The sequence below is a fragment of the Streptomyces hyaluromycini genome (genome assembly GCF_002217755.1).
GTDB classification, from domain to species: Bacteria; Actinomycetota; Actinomycetes; order Streptomycetales; family Streptomycetaceae; genus Streptomyces; species Streptomyces hyaluromycini.
Genome location: NZ_BCFL01000021.1, coordinates 162188 through 180587 on the forward strand (window position 1 = coordinate 162188; position 18400 = coordinate 180587).

The window sequence follows — 18400 nt, forward strand, 5'->3', positions numbered from 1 at the left end:
GCCATGCACTCTCGATTCCCATGGAGACAGGACGTGTCCCGTCAGGTGTTCCTCTACGATCCGCCGGACCGCTTCGTCGCGGGCACGGTCGGGATGCCCGGACGCCGTACGTTCTTCCTCCAGGCCACGGCCGGCCCCCGGACGACCAGCGTGGCCCTGGAGAAGACCCAGGTCGCCGCACTCGCCGAACGCATGGACGAACTCCTCGACGAGGTCGTACGCCGCAGCGGCGGCAACGCCTCCGTCCCCGCCGTCGCACCCAACGAGATCGCCGACAGCGCCCCGCTGGACACCCCCATCGAGGAGGAGTTCCGCGTCGGCACCATGGCACTCGCCTGGGACGGCGAGGAAGAGCGCATGATCGTCGAGGCGCAGGCCCTCGTGGAGCTGGACGCCGACTCCGAGGAGGACCTCGCCGAGGCCGAGGAGCGGCTCCTCCAGGACGAGGAGAACGGGCCCCCGATGCTGCGGGTCCGGCTGACCGGCGCGCAGGCCAGGGCCTTCTGCAAGCGCGCCCTCGACGTCGTCAACGCCGGGCGGCCGCCGTGCCCGCTGTGCAGCCTCCCGCTCGACCCGGAAGGACACGTATGTCCGCGCCAGAACGGATACCGCCGCGGAGCGTGACCGCCGCCGAGCTGCTCGCCCACGGTGAGCTGAAGGTACGCGGCCGCATCCGTGACGCCTCCAACGCGGCGCTGTTCTGCACGGTCGCGCACGACGGCGAGGAGGCGTCCTGCGTCTACAAGCCGGTCGCCGGGGAGCGCCCGCTGTGGGACTTCCCCGACGGCACCCTCGCGCAGCGCGAGGTGGCCGCCTACGAGGTCTCCGCGGCCACCGGCTGGGACCTGGTCCCGCCCACCGTGCTGCGCGACGGGCCGTACGGCGAGGGCATGGTCCAGCTGTGGATCGACGTCGACCCCGAGGGCAGCGAACTGCTCGCCCTGGTGGACGCGGAGGAGCCCGAGCCCGGCTGGAAGGCCATCGGCTTCGCCGAGGTCGGCGAGGGCAGGACCGCGCTGCTGGTGCACGCCGACGACGAACGGCTGCGCCGGCTCGCCGTCCTCGACGCCGTCATCAACAACGCCGACCGCAAGGGCGGCCACCTGCTGCCCACCGCCGACGGCCGGCTCTACGGCATCGACCACGGCGTCACCTTCAACGTCGACAACAAGCTGCGCACCCTGCTGTGGGGCTGGGCCGGGGAGGACCTCACCGGCGAGGCCGTCGAGGTCCTCACGGGGCTGCACGAGGCCCTCGGCGGGCCGCTGGGGACCCGGCTGGCCGAACTGATCACCGCGGCCGAGCTGGACGCCACCCGCGCGCGTGTCGAGACATTGCTCACCGCCGGCAAGCACCCGGAACCCAGCGGCGAGTGGCCGGCCATCCCCTGGCCGCCCGTATAGGGCCTGGCAGCACACTCCGGGCCCGAGATCAAGAGCGCCTTCCCGGCCGTCCGGTTCGTATACCGAACTCGGGTCCGGTTACGCTCATGTACATGCATGCCTGGCCCGCTTCCGAGGTCCCCGCCCTGCCTGGTCAGGGCCGCGACCTGAGGATCCACGACACCGCGACCGGCGGTCTGGTCACCCTTGACCCCGGTCCCGTCGCCCGTATCTATGTCTGCGGCATCACGCCGTACGACGCGACCCACATGGGGCACGCGGCGACCTACAACGCGTTCGACCTCGTGCAGCGCGTGTGGCTCGACACCAAGCGGCAGGTGCACTACGTCCAGAACGTGACGGACGTCGACGACCCGCTCCTGGAGCGCGCGGAGCGGGACGGCGTCGACTGGGTCGCCCTCGCCGAGAAGGAGACCACCCTCTTCCGCGAGGACATGACCGCCCTCAGGATGCTGCCGCCGCGGCACTACATAGGCGCGGTCGAGGCCATACCCGGCATCGTGCCGCTGGTCGAGCGGCTGCGCGAGCTCGGCGCGGCCTACGAACTCGAAGGCGACATCTACTTCTCCGTCGAGTCCGACCCCCACTTCGGCGAGGTCTCGGGCCTCGACGCGGCCGCGATGCGGCTGCTGTCCGCCGAGCGCGGCGGCGACCCGGACCGCCCCGGCAAGAAGAACCCCCTCGACCCGATGCTGTGGATGGCCGCCCGCGAGGGCGAACCGAGCTGGGACGGCAGCTCCCTCGGCCGCGGCCGCCCCGGCTGGCACATCGAGTGCGTGGCGATCGCCCTGGACCACCTCGGCATGACCTTCGACGTCCAGGGCGGCGGCTCCGACCTGGCCTTCCCGCACCACGAGATGGGCGCCTCGCACGCCCAGGTGCTCACCGGCGAGTACCCGATGGCCAAGGCGTACGTCCACGCCGGCATGGTCGCCCTCGACGGCGAGAAGATGTCCAAGTCCAAGGGCAACCTGGTCTTCGTCTCCCGGCTCCGCCAGGACGGCGTCGACCCGGCCGCCATCCGCCTCGCCCTCCTGTCCCACCACTACCGCGCCGACTGGGAGTGGACCGACCAGGTACTGCGGGACGCCCAGGAACGCCTCACCCGCTGGCGCGCGGCGGTCTCCCGCCCGGACGGCCCGCCCGCCGAGCCCCTGGTGGAGGAGATCCGCGAGGCCCTCTCCAACGACCTGGACGCCCCGGCCGCACTGGCGGCGGTGGACCGCTGGGCAGCACTCCAGCAGGACCAGGGCGGCACGGACACGGGCGCACCGGGTGTCGCATCGCGAGCCGTGGACGCCCTGCTGGGCGTGGCCCTATAAGAAGCGCCCCCCCGCGCCCCTGTCTTTGTCTTTTAGGGGCGCGGGGCTGTATCAATATGCGGCTCCGCCGCGTGGGCGCGAGCAACCACAACGCACCCGCAGACAACTTTCGACGCGCACCCCCCAACTGTCGAAACCCTGTCGATCCCCCAACGCGGGTGTGCTCAATGTGACCCATGTGGTGGGCTATTACGGTCAGTTGACCGAACGGACCGGCCAACTGCCGGCCCCCCCCACGCGGAAGGCACCCCCGTGGCCCACCCCTTAAGCCGACGCCGCCTGCTCACCCTCGGCACGGCAACCTTCGGCGCCCTCACCCTCGGCCCCCACGCGCAAGCGGCGGCGCCCACCTCCCTCGCCCTCCCCGACGGCTGGCAGCCCGAGGGCATCACCATCGGCGCCGGCCCCTACGCCTACCTCGGCTCCCTCGTCGACGGCTCCCTCTACCGCGCCGACCTGCGCACCGGCACCGGCAAGGTGATCTCGACCGGCCCCGGCACCCCCGCCGTCGGCCTCAAACTCGACCCTCGCGGACGCCTGTTCGTGGCCGCGCGCAGCTTCGGCGCCCGCGTGGTCGACGCCCGCAGCGGCGAGACCCTCGCCTCCTACACCCTCGCCACCGCCGCCCCGAGCTTCGCCAACGACATCGTGCTGACCCCGCGTGCCGCCTGGTTCACCGAGTCGTACCAGCCGGTGCTCTACGGCCTCCCGCTCGGCCGCAACGGCGAACTCCCGGCCGCCGGGGACGTCGTACGGCTGCCGCTGACCGGCGACTGGGTCCAGTCGGCCGACGGCGCGATCAACGCCAACGGCATCGCCCGCACCCCCGACGGCTCCGCACTCCTCGTCGTCCAGGCCGGTGTCGGTCTGCTGCACCGCGTCGACCCGGCCACCGGGATCACCGAGGCCGTGGACCTGGGCGACGCGGCCCCGCTCGTCAACGGCGACGGCCTGCTGGTCCGCGGCCGCACGCTGTACGCCGTACAGAACCGGCAGAACGCCATCGACGTCTTCCGGCTGGCCGCGGACGGCCGCAGCGGTGTCTTCCAGCGCCGGATCACCGACCCGGCCTTCGACGTCCCGACCACCGTCGCCGCGTACGGCGGCCGGCTCTACCTGCCCAACGCGCGCTTCACGACCACGCCGACGTCCGAGACGACGTACTCCGTCACCGCGGTCGGCGCCTGACGCCGAAAAACCGAATGAAGAACAAAAAAAGGGGGCGGTACGCACTACGCGTACCGCCCCTGTTCAGTCCTCGGAGGTGTCCTCGCCGTCCGGGCCAGGGTCCACGGAATCGCCGGTCTCCCCGGAATTCTCCGTGGTCCCGGGCGTGTCGGGCTTCGGCGCCCGTGGCGGGCGGGTCCGGCCGCCGGGGTTGTCCCGCAGGTACGACGCGCTGTCGCTGCCGTCCGCCGTGGCGTGACCGCCGGGCGAGCCGGGCGGGCTCACGTCCCGGCGCCGCAGATAGCGCTCGAACTCACGGGCGATCGCCTCACCCGACGCCTCCGGCAGCTCGGCGGTGTCCCGGGCCTCCTCCAGCGTCTGCACGTACTCGGCGACCTCGCTGTCCTCCGCGGCCAGCTGGTCCACCCCGACCTGCCAGGCGCGGGCGTCCTCGGGCAGCTCGCCCAGCGGGATCCGCAGGTCGAGCAGGTCCTCAAGGCGGTTGAGCAGGGCCATGGTGGCCTTGGGGTTGGGCGGCTGGGAGACGTAGTGCGGGACGGCCGCCCAGAGCGAGACCGCCGGGACGCCCGCATGCGTGCACGCCTCCTGGAGGACGCCGACGATGCCCGTCGGGCCCTCGTACTTGGTCTCCTCCAGGTCCATCCGCTGGGCCAGGTCCGGGTCCGACGTCACCCCGCTGACCGGCACCGGACGCGTGTGCGGGGTGTCACCGAGCAGCGCGCCCAGGACGACCACCAGCTCGACGCCCAGCTCATGGGCGAAACCGAGCAGCTCGTTGCAGAACGAGCGCCAGCGCATGGACGGCTCGATGCCTCTGACCAGCACCAGGTCGCGTGGCTTCGCGCCGCCGACCCGGACCACCGACAGCCGTGTCGTCGGCCAGGTGATCTTGCGCACGCCGGCGTCCATCCACACCGTGGGGCGGTTCACCTGGAAGTCGTAGTAGTCCTCGGCGTCGAGTGCCGCGAACACCTCGCCCTTCCATTCCCGCTCCAGATGCGCGACCGCGGTGGAGGCGGCGTCGCCGGCATCGTTCCAGCCTTCGAACGCGGCCACCATGACTGGGTCGATCAGCTCGGGAACCCCCTCCAGCTCGATCACCCAGTGCCTCCTTCCGACGTGCCCTCGCGTACGCCCCAACCTTACGGCGTGAGGCGGGGGCGCCCGCAGCCCCCTTGCACGGGGGAGTGAACGGATCACTGCCCCGTTCGCCGCCCTCGAACACCCCTGACCTCGGGAAGCCGGTAAGCGCTTCACAGACTGCTGCGCAGCCACTGCTCCACGCTCGCGATGTGCACGGTCGCCCAGGAGCGGGCCGCCTCGGCGTCCCGGTCGCGCAGTGCGGCCAGGATCGCCCGGTGCTCGCGCAGGGTCCGGGCGACCGCGTCCTCCTGGGTCAGGCCGCGCCAGATCCGGGCCCTGGTGGTCGGCCCGGACAGCCCGTCAAGCAGCGAGCACAGCACCGAGTTCCCCGAGCTCTGTACGATGCCCCGGTGGAACTCCAGGTCGCAGGCGACCAGCTCCTCCACCGAGGGCGCGGTGCCGAGGGCGTCCAACTGGGCGGCGAGCGCGTCCAGTTGCTGCTCGCTGATCCGGGAGGCGGCCATCGCGGTGGCGGCCGGCTCCAGGATCCGGCGCACCGCGAGGAACTCCAGGACCGTGTCGTCGCGGTGGAAGTCGACGACGAAGCTCATCGCCTCAAGGAGCAACTGCGGGTCCAGGCTGGTGACATACGTGCCGTCGCCCTGCCGGACGTCCAGGATCCGGATCAGTGACAGGGCCCGTACCGCCTCCCGCAACGAGTTGCGGGACAGGCCCAGTTCGGCGGCGAGCTCGCTCTCCTTGGGCAACCGGTCACCGGGGCGCAGCGCACCGGAGACGATCATGTCCTTGATCTTCTCGATCGCCTCGTCGGTGACTGCCATACCGGCCTCCCTGTCGCCCAGACATCCGATGTCTCAGCCCCATTATGCGGCCTGATCAGGCCGTGTCAGCCGGTGGCCCGCCGACTACCGGAGGGGCCGGCCGCCCCGCTCCCCGGCCGGTTCGCCGGGCGCCTCGCGGGGCCGGGGCGGGGCGTCGGCCGGGCCGGAGGCGGGGACGCCGTCGTGCGCCAGGTGCGACTGCAGCCGCAGATGCCGGAACTCGAAGCAGGCCCCGGACCGGCGCAGGACGCCACGCCGGTGGGCGTCCTCCAGGAATGCCATCAGCCGCCAGGGCAGCGCGCCGGTCACCCCGAGCCAGACCCGGGCGACCGCGAACCGGCCCCAGGCGCTCAGCGCCACCGCCGTGGTGCCCAGCGGGAGCCACAACTGGGTGCCGACATGCACCAGTCCGCCCCAGTCGCCGGGCAGCAACGTCACCGGCACGCAGACGCAGGCGACGAGCAGGGCGACGACACCGCCGCGGGTGAAGGACGCCGTGCGGTCCGTGCGCAGGGAGGACGCGGGGCCGGTCGCGCGCATGGTGTCGGACGGCACGCTCAGCGCGCGGTAGACCCCGCACACGCACCCGCCCACCAGCCCGACCAGCGCCCCGGCGGCCACGAACGGCGGCAGGCACCGGGCCGCGAATGCCGTCGCCGGGCCCTGGGTCAGCCAGGCACGGGCGTCCGAGGGCAGCACCGACCGCAGGTCGGCCGCGTACGCGACCGTCACCGGCCCGTGGGCCGACGGCCGGGCGGGCTCATGCGCCGCGGGCCGTGCGGAGGCCGCGGCGAGGCGCACGGTCACCGCTCCGCCCCGGGACTCGAACTCCGTCTCCCGGGACTGGAAGGGGACGCATCGGCGCTCCGGGACCAGCGGGATCGTGCAGTCGGGCGGTTCCGCGCCCCGCGGGTAGGCGATCGGCCGGGCCCCGGCACCGGGAAGCAGCAGCGTGCCCCGCACCGGCCGTACCGTGGCCGCGGTCCTGACCCCGCCGTGTTCCGTGAACCGCCAGCCGTCGAGGTGCCGTCCGGCGAGATCGGGTGCGGCACCGGACTTGAGGAGGGTCACGCCCGTGGCGGCGAGCCCCGCGAGCGTGCAGGCGGTGACCCCGGTCAGCAGCGTGACGGCGGTGCCCCGGACCATGCCCGCCGCGAACCGCCCTACGACCCGGCCTGGCCGGGCCGGCAGCGCACCCTCCCGGCCGGCCCGGCGGGTGGCGCTCACCAGCAGGGCGGTCCCCGCACCGGCGGCCGTGACGCCCACCAGCACCGGCCACGGATCGCCGGTCCTGCCCAGCAGCCCCGTCCCCGCCGTGCCCGCCCCGCCGAGCAGCAGGACCGCCCCGCCCAGCCGGGCCGTCGCGCGTTCCCCGGCGCCGCTCCACGGCAGACCGAGCGGCACCGGCCGCCGGGACAGCCCGGCGGTGCCGAAGAACAGGGTGAACAGCAGGGAGAACAGACCCCCGCCGAGCAGATCGGGCAGCCAGCCGTCGGTCACCGAGCCGAAGCGGAAGCCGAACCGCAGGTCGTCGGCGTACGCGACGGCCGCCCACAGCGCCCCGGTCACCCCGACGACGGTCAGCCCCTGCCGGACGAGGAACCGCCGGTCCGGCCCGCCCGCCGGCCCGCCGTCCGGTCCGTCCGCGCCGTCCGGCAGCAGCCGCGCCACCCCGAAGGCGAAGCCCAGGGTCTGTCCCACCAGCGCGGCGACCAGCGACAGGACGTCTTCCACCCCCGCCAGCCGGTGTACGGCACGGGTGACCGTGACGGGCAGCAGCAGCGCCGACAGCACGGCCATGGACAGCAGCCCCGGCCCGAACACCCGCAGCGCCCGCGGCAGCAGCGACTCCAGCTCCCACCACGCCAGCCGTCCGGTGTCCCGCCGGTGCAGCGCCCGCGCCAGCAGGGTGAGCCGCCGTACCGCGTCCGAGGCCGTGCGCGGGTCGGCGTCCGCGAAGGCGGCCGGTACGAACGCCCCGAGCAGATGCTCCTCGACCGCGCCCACCGAGGCGAAGCGCTCCCGGTCGAGTAGTTCCGACGGGTCGCGGGAGGTGTCGCCGTACACCGCGCGGGCCAGCGTCACCATCAGGGGCGTGCTGAGCGCCCGGGCGGGAGCGGAGCGGGGGCGCCGGGCGAGTTCCCGCAGCACCGGCGTCCACACGGTGCCGGGTGCCCCGTCCGGCGTGCGCAGCGGCCGTGCGGTCCGCTCCAGGTGGGCCGAGGCCTGGGCGAGGTCCAGGGGCTGGAGTTCGACGACCTCGGCGGCGGTCAGCACGTCGCCGTCGGCCACCGCGGCCGACCAGGCCGCGCGGCGGCTGGTGAGCAGCAGGGGCAGGTCGTCGTCGAGTTCGGCGTTGATGCGCCGTACGGCCTCCCCGTAGGCGGGCCGGGCCAGTTCGTCGAAGCCGTCGAGGACCGGCAGCACCAGACCGGTGTCCAGCAGGGAGCGGGCGAGGGTGCGCGACCCGTCGAGGACGGCGCCCAGCGGCCGGTAGTCGGCGGCCAGCCGGTCCGCGAGCCAGTCGCGCAGCCCGGTGTGCCGGGGGTCCCAGCCGGCCAGCGGGAAGAGCACCGGCACCGGTCCGCCCGGGCGCCGGGCGGCGAGCCGGGCGAGGACGAACCGCATCGCCAGCACGGACTTGCCGGAGCCGGGGCCGCCCAGGACCACCAGCCGCCGGCCGGGGAGACCGGCGAACCACGCGGCCAGGTCCTCGACCCGCCGCGCCCGCGGTGCGGGGATCCGGCCGCCGCGCCCGACGTTCTCCGGATGGTCGGCCAGCCGCCGGTCCGCGGGCGCCCAGCCCACCTCGATCGGCTCCGGGTCCTGGAGCCGCCGCAGCCGGGCCTCCGCCGCCCACTGCTCCCGTACGGCCTCGGCCAGCGCGTCGGCGGCCCGGCGCCGGTCCTCGTCGGCCGACCGCGGGGCCGGGTCGGCGTCGCCGCGCAGCACGTCGGCCAGGAGCGCGGCGACCGACACCAGGGTGCCGATCGCCGAGACCAGGACGCCCTCGGTGGCGGCGTCGTCCCACCAGAACCGCAGTACGCCCGTGAGGGCGGCGAGCGCCGCCGCGCACGCCGATAACCCCAGGCGCCGCCGCACCCGGGCACTGTGCCGTCCGCCGTGCATACGCCGCTCCCGGGTCGTGCCGTGCCGGCACCGTCTGCCGTCGTGCCGTGACGACCCGTTCTAGCCGCAGGACCTTTGGCAAACCCGCTGTTCGAAACACGTGTGAGGGAGCGTGCGGGAGTGTTCGGGGGGCGGCTGGTGGCATGCGAAAGGGGCGGCTCCCAAGGGGAGGGGGAGCCGCCCCTCTCATGTCCGGCCCCGGTCAGGGGTGGGGCCGGTCGTCACTCACCTCTTGCCGAGCCCTTTCGGCTCACTTCTCGTCGAGCAGCTGCTGGACCCTGGCCCGGACGTCGTCCGTGGCCAGGCCGCGGATCGTCAGGGTGGTACGGCGGCGCAGCACGTCGTCCGTGGTCTCGGCCCACTCGTGGTCACGGGCCCAGACGACCTGCGCCCAGATCTCCGGGGCGTCCGGGTGGACGCGCTCGGCGAGCTGCGGGTCCTCGTTGGCGATCCGGGCGATGTCGAAGGCCAGCGAACCGTAGTGGGTGGCCAGGTGCTTCGCCGTGTCGGCGGCCATGCGCGGACCCGGGGCGGGGTTGTCCACCAGCAGGCGGTGGGCGACGGCACGGGGGTTGGCGACGCCGGGCAGCGGCAGCTTCTTCGGCAGCGAGGCGATCGGCTCGAAGTCGTCGCCGAGCGGGTGGCCCGGCAGCGCCTCCAGCTTCTCCATCACGGTGCGGCCGATGTGCCGGAAGGTGGTCCACTTGCCGCCCGCGACGGACAGCATGCCGCCCCTGCCCTCGGTGACCACGGTCTCCCGCTTGGCCTTGGCGGTGTTGCCGGGGCCGCCCGGCAGCACCCGCAGGCCGGCGAAGGAGTAGGTGATCAGGTCGCGCTTGAGCTGCTGGTCCCGGACGGAGAACGCGGCCTCGTCCAGGATCTGGGCTATGTCCTTCTCGGTGACGGAGACGTCCGCCGGGTCGCCCTCGTACTCCTCGTCGGTGGTGCCGAGCAGGAGCATGTCCTCCCAGGGGAGGGCGAAGGTGATCCGGTACTTGTCGATGGGGGTGGCCAGCGCTGCCTTCCACGGCGAGGTCCGCTTCAGGACCAGGTGGGCGCCCTTGGAGAGGCGGATGGACGGGGCCGCGTTCGGGTCCTCCATCCGGCGCAGGTGGTCGACCCAGGGGCCGGTCGCGTTGAGCACCAGGCGGGCGTTGACGCCGAACTCGTCGCCGGAGACCGCGTCCTTCAGGTCGGCGCCGGTCACCCGGCCCCGGGTGAAGCGCAGCCCGGTGACCTGGGCGTGGTTGAGGACGACCGCGCCCGCCTCGACGGCCGCGCGGACCGTCATCAGCGCCATGCGCGCGTCGTTCATCTGGTCGTCGCCGTAGACCGCGACGGCCTTGAGGTTCTCGGTGCGCAGCTCCGGCACGTCCCGCTGGGCCCGCGCGGGGGAGAGCAGGTGGCCGACGCCGTCACCGAACGCGGAGAGCGCGGAGTAGGCGAAGACGCCCGCCCCGAGCTTCGCGGCGCCGTGCGGACCGCCCTTGTACACGGGGAGGTAGAAGGTGAGCGGGTTCGCCAGGTGGGGGGCCACCTGGCGGGAGACCGCACGGCGCTCGAAGTGGTTCTCCGCCACCAGCTTCACCGCGCCGGTCTGCAGGTAGCGCAGACCGCCGTGGAGAAGCTTGGAGGAGGCGGAGGAGGTGGCGCCGGCGAAGTCGCCGGCGTCGACCAGTGCCACCCTGAGCCCGGACTGCGCGGCGTGCCAGGCGGTGGAGATGCCCAGGATGCCGCCGCCGATCACGAGAAGGTCGTACGACGCCTTGGAGAGCTGCTCCCTGGTCTCGGCGCGGCTCGGAAGCGAGCCGGAGGCCGGGTGCGTCCCCAGGGCAGGTACGGACTGCAGGGTGGACTGACTGGTCATGTCGGGTTCTTACTCCTCGTCAGAGCTCGATCGTGAGAGCGTGCGCGCTCTCGTCAGCTCTCGTCGTCGATCCAGCCCATGGTCCGGTCGACGGCCTTGAGCCAGTTCTTGTACTCACGGTCGCGGGTCTCCGCGTCCATGCGGGGGGTCCACTCGGCGGCCCGGCGCCAGTTGGCGCGCAGTTCGTCGGTGCTGGACCAGAAGCCGACGGCGAGGCCGGCGGCGTAGGCGGCGCCGAGGCAGGTGGTCTCGGCGACCATCGGGCGCACCACGGGGGCGTCGAGGACGTCGGCGAGCTGCTGCATCAGCAGGTTGTTGGCGGTCATGCCACCGTCGACCTTGAGGGCCACCAGCTCGTCGCCGGAGTCCTTCACCATGGCGTCCGCGATCTCGCGGGTCTGCCAGGCGGTGGCCTCCAGGACGGCGCGGGCCAGGTGCGCCTTGGTGACGTACCGGGTCAGGCCGGCGATGACACCGCGGGCGTCGGAGCGCCAGTGCGGGGCGAACAGGCCGGAGAAGGCCGGCACGAAGTAGGCGCCGCCGTTGTCCTCGACCGAGAGCGCGAGCGTCTCGATCTCGGCCGCGGTGGAGATCAGGCCCATCTGGTCGCGCATCCACTGCACCAGCGAGCCGGTGACGGCGATCGAGCCCTCCAGCGCGTACTGGGTCGGCTGCTCGCCGATCTTGTAGCCGACCGTGGTCAGCAGGCCCGCGTAGGAGTTGATGATCTTGTCACCGGTGTTCATCACCATGAAGGTGCCGGTGCCGTAGGTGGACTTGACCTCGCCCTCGGCGAAGCAGCACTGGCCGAACAGGGCCGCCTGCTGGTCGCCGAGCGCGGACGCCACCGGGATGCCGCCGAGCAGGTCCCCCAGCTTGCCGCCGGTGACCTCGCCGTAGACCTCGGCGGAGGAACGGATCTCGGGCAGGATCTGCAGCGGCACGCCGATCGACTCGGCGATCTTGTCGTCCCACTGCATGGTGTGCAGGTTCATCAGCAGGGTGCGGGAGGCGTTGGTCACGTCGGTGACGTGCTTGCCGCCGTTGGCACCGCCGGTCAGGTTCCAGATGACCCAGGTGTCCATGGTGCCGAAGAGGATGTCGCCCGCCTCGGCGCGCTCCTTGAGGCCGTCGACGTTGTCGAGCAGCCAGCGGGCCTTGGGGCCGGCGAAGTAGGAGGCCAGCGGGAGGCCGGTCTCGCGGCGGAAGCGGTCCTGGCCGACGTTGCGGCCGAGCTCCTTGCAGAGGGCGTCGGTGCGGGTGTCCTGCCAGACGATGGCGTTGTGGACGGGCTCACCGGTGTTCTTGTCCCACAGCACGGTGGTCTCGCGCTGGTTGGTGATGCCGATGGCCTTGATGTCGTCGCGGGTGATGCCGGCCTTCTGGATGGCCCCGGCGACGACTTCCTGGACGTTGGTCCAGATCTCGTTGGCGTTGTGCTCGACCCAGCCCGGCTTCGGGAAGATCTGCTCGTGCTCCTTCTGGTCGACCGAGACGATACGGCCGTCCTTGTCGAAGACGATGCAGCGGCTGGAGGTCGTGCCCTGGTCGATCGCGGCGATGAAGGGACCTGCGGTGTGGGCGTCGGTCACTGTGTGCTCCTCAAAGATCCGTGGTGTGTGGCGGTACGTCTGCTGCTTCGGCGAGGCCTGCTGCTTTACCTGCTGCTTTAAGCGAAGGCGACGTTGTAGATGCCTGCGGCTATGGCTCCGCCGATGAGCGGGCCGACCACCGGGATCCAGGCGTAGCTCCAGTCGGAACCACCCTTGTTGGGCAGGGGGAGGAGCGCGTGCACGATGCGCGGGCCGAGGTCACGGGCCGGGTTGATGGCGTAGCCCGTCGGGCCGCCGAGGGAGAGGCCGATCGAGACGACCACCAGGGCGGTGATCAGGCCGCCCAGCACGCCGAGGCCGTTGCCCTTGTCGTTGAGGCCCTGGGTGAGGACCGCGAGGATCAGCACGACGGTGCCGATGATCTCCGTGGCGAGGTTCTGCACGGCGTTCCGGATCTCCGGACCCGTGGAGAAGATGCCGAGGACCGGGCCGGCCCCCTTCTCCTGCGCCTCGACGGCCTTCGCCGCGGTGGCCTGCGCGCCCGGACCGCCGACGATCTCCTTGTCGGTGAGGTGCGCGTGGAACTGGCCGTAGTAGGCGACCCACACCAGGGCCGCGCCGATCATCGCGCCGAGCAGCTGTCCGGCGAAGTAGACCGGGACGTTGCTCCAGTCGCTGTTCTTGATGGCGAGAGCGACGGTGACGGCCGGGTTGAGGTGGGCACCGGACAGCGGTCCGGAGATGTAGACGGCCGTCATGACGGCGAAGCCCCAACCGAAGGCGATGGCGAGCCAGCCGGCGTTGCGGGCCTTGGAGGCCTTGAGGGTCACGGCGGCGCAGACGCCGCCGCCGAGCAGGATGAGTATGGCGGTACCGATGGTCTCGCCGATGAAGATGTCGGAGCTGGACACCCGCGACTCCTTTGTCCTTCGTCCAGGGAAGCCGAACCCCGAGTCCCTTCGGGGTGTTGGCGCCCTCGGGGGTGAGAGCGATGCCGGCCTATGGCGTTGTCACACTCTAGCGCGTATTGCCGGTAGGTGTTCGACAATGCCGACCGATGGACGGGAGTCTTGCCCCGGCGTTACGTGTGCGTCAAGAGTTCTGTTATCGAAAGCGCGATCGTTATTGATTGCTGTGGGTTGTCGATGAGTCGGGTTGTCCGCCGGGTGTCCTGCGGTAGCTCCGCTGATCTGCACTTTTACCCTGTTTTGTCCATCTCAGGGTACGACTGAGGCCGGTCCGCCGACATGCGGACCGGCCTCGGCCGTCGATCAGTGGCGCGCCGTCAGAACCTGCCCGCGCCCAGGTCCCGCGACACCGCACGGGCGCAGTCCCGCACCGCCGCTATCAGGTCGGGCCGCAACTCCCCGTCCTTGCAGAGCCGCTCCACCGCACCCGTGATGCCCACCGCGCCGACCGGCATCCGGCGGCGGTCGTGGATCGGGGCCGCGACCGAGGCCACGCCCTCCCAGGTCTCCTCCACATCCGCCGCGTACCCGCGCGCACGCGTGATGTCGAGGATGTGCTCGAAAGCGTCCAGGTCGCAGGTGGTGCGGTCGGTGAAGGGTTTGCGGTCGGCCTCCAGGGCCTCGCTGTGCGCCACCGGGTCGTAGGCCGACAGCACCTTGCCGAGGGCCGTGGAGTGCAGCGGCTGCATGGCGCCGATCTCCAGCACCTGCCGGCTGTCGTCGGGCCGGAAGACGTGGTGCACGATCAGCACGCCCTGCTGGTGGAGCACGCCCAGGTAGACGCTCTCCCCGCTGGAGCGGGCCAGGTCGTCCGTCCACACCAGCGCCCGCGCCCGCAGCTCGTGGATGTCCAGGTAGGTGGTGCCGAGCCGGAGCAGCTCGGCGCCCAGCTGGTAGCGCCCCGAGATCTCGTCCTGCTCGACGAATCCCTCCTGCTGGAGGGTGCGCAGTATGCCGTGGGCGGTGCCCTTGGCGAGACCCAGTGACGAGGCGATGTCCGACAGGCCGAGCCGTCGCTCGCCGCCCGCGAGCAGCCGCAGCATCGCGGCCGCCCGTTCGAGCGACTGGATGTTCCGTGCCATCGCCGTTCTGCCTCCGTCCCCTGTGACCTTCACCGTCACGCCGCCGTAACCGTCGTTCGGCAATGCCGAACACTACCGGTCCATGCCGACTCCCCGCTAATGGTCGGTCGACATCCGTTACTTCACGCGTGGCCCGCGCTTGGGCAGCCGGCCACACTCGTCCGCCCCGCACCATGACCGGTGAGCGGCCGAAACGCCATGGCCGGCGTCATACTGCCCGCCCGCCGGGTCACTCGTCCGCCACATGGACGCCCTGCCCATCCAAGCCCACTCCCGGTTACGCTGGCGCCGTGCGTCCATGCCCGGGCCCGCTCGGGGAAACCGCATAGCCGACAGCCGTCGCATCCAAGGGAGCCCTTCATGGCCTCGTTGCCGCCGTCCCCTTCCGTCGACAGCCGGACCCGTGTGTCCGCGCTCCGGGAGGCGCTCGCCACACGTGTGGTGGTCGCCGACGGAGCCATGGGCACCATGCTCCAGGCGCAGGACCCCACTCTGGAGGACTTCGAGAATCTCGAAGGCTGCAACGAGATCCTCAACGTCACCCGCCCCGACATCGTCCGCTCCGTCCACGAGGCGTACTTCGACGCCGGTGTGGACTGTGTCGAGACCAACACCTTCGGGGCCAACTACGCGGCGATGGCCGAGTACGACATCCCCGAGCGGGTCTTCGAACTGTCCGAGGCGGGTGCCCGCATCGCCCGGGAGACCGCCGACGGCTATCTCGCCCGCGACGGCCGCCAGCGCTGGGTCCTGGGCTCCATCGGCCCCGGCACCAAGCTGCCCACCCTCGGCCACGTCGGGTACACCACGATCCGCGACGCCTTCCAGCAGAACGCCGAGGGCCTGATCGCGGGCGGCGCGGACGCGCTGATCGTGGAGACCACCCAGGACCTGCTCCAGACCAAGGCGGCCGTGATCGGCGCCCACCGTGCCCGGGAGATCGCCGGTCTGGACGTCCCGGTCATCGTCTCCGTCACCGTGGAGACCACCGGCACCATGCTGCTGGGCTCGGAGATCGGCGCCGCGCTCACCGCGCTGGAGCCGCTCGGCATCGACATGATCGGCATGAACTGCGCCACGGGCCCCGCCGAGATGAGCGAGCATCTGCGCTACCTCTCCCGGCACTCCCGCATCGCGCTGTCCTGCATGCCGAACGCGGGCCTGCCCGTCCTGGGCAAGAACGGTGCCAGCTACCCGCTCGGTCCCGCGGAGCTGGCCGACGCCCACGAGACCTTCGTCCGCGACTACGGTCTCTCTCTCATCGGCGGCTGCTGCGGCACCACCCCCGAGCACCTGCGCCAGGTCGTCGAGCGGGTCCACGGCGTGACCCCGCCCGAGCGCAGCCCGCGTCCCGAGCCCGGCGCCGCCTCCCTCTACCAGACCGTCCCGTTCCGCCAGGACACCTCCTACCTGGCCATCGGCGAGCGCACCAACGCCAACGGGTCCAAGAAGTTCCGCGAGGCCATGCTGGCGGCCCGCTGGGACGACTGCGTGGAGATGGCCCGCGAGCAGATCCGCGAGGGCGCCCACATGCTGGACCTGTGCGTGGACTACGTGGGCCGGGACGGCGTCGCCGACATGGAGGAGCTGGCCGGCCGCTTCGCCACCGCCTCCACCCTGCCGATCGTCCTCGACTCCACCGAGGTCCCCGTCATCCGGGCCGGCCTGGAGAAGCTCGGCGGCCGGGCGGTCATCAACTCCGTCAACTACGAGGACGGCGACGGCCCGGAGTCCCGCTTCGCGAAGGTCACCACGCTCGCCCGCGAGCACGGCGCCGCGCTGATCGCGCTGACCATCGACGAGGAGGGCCAGGCCCGCACCCCCGAGAAGAAGGTCGAGATCGCCGAACGGCTGATCGACGACCTGACCGGGAACTGGGGCATCCACGAGTCGGACATCCTCATCGACACCCTGACCTTCACCATCTGCACCGGTCAGGAGGAGTCCCGCGGGGACGGTGTCGCCACCATCGAGGCGATCCGCGAGCTCAAGCGCCGTCACCCGGACGTCCAGACCACCCTCGGTCTGTCCAACATCTCCTTCGGCCTCAACCCGGCCGCCCGCATCCTGCTGAACTCCGTCTTCCTCGACGAGTGCGTCAAGGCGGGCCTGGACTCGGCGATCGTGCACGCGAGCAAGATCCTGCCGATCGCCCGTTTCAGCGAGGAAGAGGTGCAGACCGCCCTCGACCTGATCCACGACCGCCGCGCCGAGGGCTACGACCCGCTCCAGAAGCTCATGCAGCTCTTCGAGGGTGCCACCGCCAAGTCGCTGAAGGCCGGCCGGGCCGAGGAACTGGCCGCCCTGCCGCTGGAGGAGCGCCTCAAGCGCCGGATCATCGACGGCGAGCGCAACGGCCTGGAGGCCGACCTCGACCTCGCGCTGGCCGAGCGCCCCGCCCTCGACATCGTCAACGAGACCCTGCTGGACGGCATGAAGGTCGTGGGCGAGCTGTTCGGCTCCGGCCAGATGCAGCTGCCGTTCGTCCTGCAGTCCGCCGAGGTCATGAAGGCGGCCGTCGCCCACCTCGAACCGCACATGGAGAAGTCGGACGCGGAGGGCAAGGGCACCATCGTCCTTGCCACCGTGCGCGGCGACGTCCATGACATCGGCAAGAACCTCGTCGACATCATCCTGTCGAACAACGGCTACAACGTCGTCAACCTCGGCATCAAGCAGCCCGTCTCCGCGATCCTGGAGGCCGCCGACGAGCACCGGGCCGACGTCATCGGCATGTCCGGCCTGCTGGTCAAGTCCACGGTGATCATGAAGGAGAACCTGGAGGAGCTCAACCAGCGCGGCCTCGCGGCCACCTACCCGGTCATCCTCGGCGGCGCCGCCCTCACCCGCGCCTACGTCGAGCAGGACCTGCACGATCTTTACGAGGGCGAGGTCCGCTACGCCCGCGACGCCTTCGAGGGCCTGCGCCTGATGGACGCGCTCATCGGCGTCAAGCGCGGTCTGCCCGGCGCCGGCCTCCCGGAGCTGAAGCAGCGCCGGGTCCGCCAGACCGCCGCCGTCGAGGTCGAGGAGCGGCCCGAGGAGGGCCATGTCCGCTCCGACGTCGCCGTCGACAACCCGGTGCCCGCCCCGCCGTTCTGGGACACCCGCGTCATCAAGGGCATCCAGCTCAAGGAGTACGCGAGCTGGCTCGACGAGGGCGCCCTCTTCAAGGGCCAGTGGGGCCTCAAGCAGGCCCGCACCGGCGAGGGACCGTCGTACGAGGAACTCGTCGAGACCGAGGGCCGCCCCCGGCTGCGCGGCCTCCTCGACCAGCTCCAGACCGAGAACCTGCTCGAAGCGGCCGTGGTCTACGGCTACTTCCCGTGCGTCTCCAAGGACGACGACCTGATCATCCTGGACGAACAGGGCAACGAGCGCACCCGGTTCACCTTCCCCCGCCAGCGCCGCGGCCGCCGGCTGTGTCTCGCCGACTTCTTCCGCCCGGAGGAGTCGGGGGAGACGGACGTGGTCGGCCTCCAGGTCGTCACCGTCGGCTCCCGCATCGGCGAGCAGACCGCCAGGCTCTTCGAGTCCAACTCCTACCGCGACTACCTCGAACTGCACGGCCTGTCCGTCCAGCTGGCCGAGGCCCTCGCCGAGTACTGGCACGCGCGCGTGCGCTCCGAACTCGGCTTCGCCGGCGAGGACCCCGGCGACATCGAGGACATGTTCGCCCTGAAGTACCGGGGTGCCCGCTTCTCGCTCGGCTACGGCGCCTGCCCGAACCTGGAGGACCGCGCCAAGATCGCCGAACTGCTCCGGCCCGAGCGTATCGGCGTCCACCTGTCCGAGGAGTTCCAGCTGCACCCCGAGCAGTCCACGGACGCGATCGTGATCCACCACCCGGAGGCGAAGTACTTCAACGCGCGCTGAGCGGTACCCCGGCACCGAGACGTGTCCCACAGAGCACACTGATCGGATAAGTCGTACACTGGTCGGTCCACAGCAGGCCGGTTCCCC

Annotated in this window: 12 protein-coding genes; 5 read left to right on the forward strand and 7 right to left on the reverse strand. The window is 71.8% G+C overall.

The genetic code is table 11. From position 1 onward, the window contains the following. The first annotated feature begins 33 nt into the window (after positions 1-33). The 4 genes from SSP29_RS25070 to SSP29_RS25085 all read left to right on the forward strand — a co-directional run bounded on the left by SSP29_RS25070 (position 34) and on the right by SSP29_RS25085 (position 3913). Positions 34-624, forward strand: coding sequence for a DUF3090 domain-containing protein (locus SSP29_RS25070; protein WP_089103058.1), 591 nt, complete (start codon positions 34-36; stop codon positions 622-624). Continuing rightward, positions 588-1403: an SCO1664 family protein gene (locus tag SSP29_RS25075; RefSeq protein ID WP_089103059.1), complete on the forward strand. Its 816-nt coding sequence runs from the start codon at positions 588-590 to the stop codon at positions 1401-1403. The genes SSP29_RS25070 and SSP29_RS25075 overlap by 37 nt, the downstream gene beginning before the upstream one ends. 92 nt (positions 1404-1495) lie before the next feature. Further along, positions 1496-2725, forward strand: coding sequence for a cysteine--1-D-myo-inosityl 2-amino-2-deoxy-alpha-D-glucopyranoside ligase (gene mshC / locus SSP29_RS25080; RefSeq protein ID WP_089103363.1), 1230 nt, complete (start codon positions 1496-1498; stop codon positions 2723-2725). Positions 2726-2977: 252 nt separating this feature from the next. Further along, on the forward strand, positions 2978-3913 hold the full coding sequence (locus SSP29_RS25085) for an SMP-30/gluconolactonase/LRE family protein (RefSeq protein WP_089103060.1): 936 nt from the start codon (positions 2978-2980) through the stop codon (positions 3911-3913). Between the two features lie 63 nt (positions 3914-3976). On the opposite strand, the gene SSP29_RS25090 is transcribed toward SSP29_RS25085, so the two are convergent. From SSP29_RS25090 to SSP29_RS25120, 7 genes are all read right to left on the reverse strand, one after another. Next, the gene (locus SSP29_RS25090) at positions 3977-5014 is read right to left on the reverse strand and encodes a PAC2 family protein (protein WP_150134872.1); all 1038 of its coding nucleotides are present in this window, start codon (positions 5012-5014) and stop codon (positions 3977-3979) included. Positions 5015-5166: 152 nt separating this feature from the next. After that, positions 5167-5838, reverse strand: a complete 672-nt coding sequence (locus SSP29_RS25095) for a FadR/GntR family transcriptional regulator (RefSeq protein WP_089103061.1) — start codon at positions 5836-5838, stop codon at positions 5167-5169. 84 nt (positions 5839-5922) lie between these two features. Beyond that, positions 5923-8967: an NACHT domain-containing protein gene (locus tag SSP29_RS25100; RefSeq protein WP_089103062.1), complete on the reverse strand. Its 3045-nt coding sequence runs from the start codon at positions 8965-8967 to the stop codon at positions 5923-5925. 250 nt (positions 8968-9217) lie between these two features. Continuing rightward, positions 9218-10834 (reverse strand): glycerol-3-phosphate dehydrogenase/oxidase, encoded by a 1617-nt coding sequence (locus SSP29_RS25105; RefSeq protein WP_089103063.1) that lies wholly within the window; start codon positions 10832-10834, stop codon positions 9218-9220. Between the two features lie 53 nt (positions 10835-10887). Beyond that, the gene (gene glpK / locus SSP29_RS25110) at positions 10888-12426 is read right to left on the reverse strand and encodes a glycerol kinase GlpK (protein ID WP_089103064.1); all 1539 of its coding nucleotides are present in this window, start codon (positions 12424-12426) and stop codon (positions 10888-10890) included. 77 nt (positions 12427-12503) lie between these two features. Continuing rightward, the gene (locus tag SSP29_RS25115) at positions 12504-13298 is read right to left on the reverse strand and encodes an MIP/aquaporin family protein (protein ID WP_089103065.1); all 795 of its coding nucleotides are present in this window, start codon (positions 13296-13298) and stop codon (positions 12504-12506) included. Positions 13299-13672: 374 nt separating this feature from the next. Further along, positions 13673-14437, reverse strand: coding sequence for an IclR family transcriptional regulator (locus SSP29_RS25120; protein ID WP_089103066.1), 765 nt, complete (start codon positions 14435-14437; stop codon positions 13673-13675). Between the two features lie 360 nt (positions 14438-14797). Here SSP29_RS25120 and metH point away from each other — a divergent pair, with 360 nt between their 5' ends. Next, positions 14798-18313 (forward strand): methionine synthase, encoded by a 3516-nt coding sequence (gene metH / locus SSP29_RS25125; protein WP_089103067.1) that lies wholly within the window; start codon positions 14798-14800, stop codon positions 18311-18313. Positions 18314-18400: the final 87 nt, after the last annotated feature.

What these genes read in the sequence shown, in the direction of transcription:
- SSP29_RS25075 (WP_089103059.1), top strand. Translation starts at nt 588, where the DNA reads ATGTCCGCGCCAGAACGGATACCGCCGCGGAGCGTGACCGCCGCCGAG.
- mshC (WP_089103363.1), top strand. Translation starts at nt 1,496, where the DNA reads ATGCATGCCTGGCCCGCTTCCGAGGTCCCCGCCCTGCCTGGTCAGGGC.
- SSP29_RS25095 (WP_089103061.1), bottom strand. Translation starts at nt 5,838, where the DNA reads ATGGCAGTCACCGACGAGGCGATCGAGAAGATCAAGGACATGATCGTC.
- SSP29_RS25100 (WP_089103062.1), bottom strand. Translation starts at nt 8,967, where the DNA reads ATGCACGGCGGACGGCACAGTGCCCGGGTGCGGCGGCGCCTGGGGTTA.
- SSP29_RS25105 (WP_089103063.1), bottom strand. Translation starts at nt 10,834, where the DNA reads ATGACCAGTCAGTCCACCCTGCAGTCCGTACCTGCCCTGGGGACGCAC.
- SSP29_RS25120 (WP_089103066.1), bottom strand. Translation starts at nt 14,437, where the DNA reads ATGGCACGGAACATCCAGTCGCTCGAACGGGCGGCCGCGATGCTGCGG.
- metH (WP_089103067.1), top strand. Translation starts at nt 14,798, where the DNA reads ATGGCCTCGTTGCCGCCGTCCCCTTCCGTCGACAGCCGGACCCGTGTG.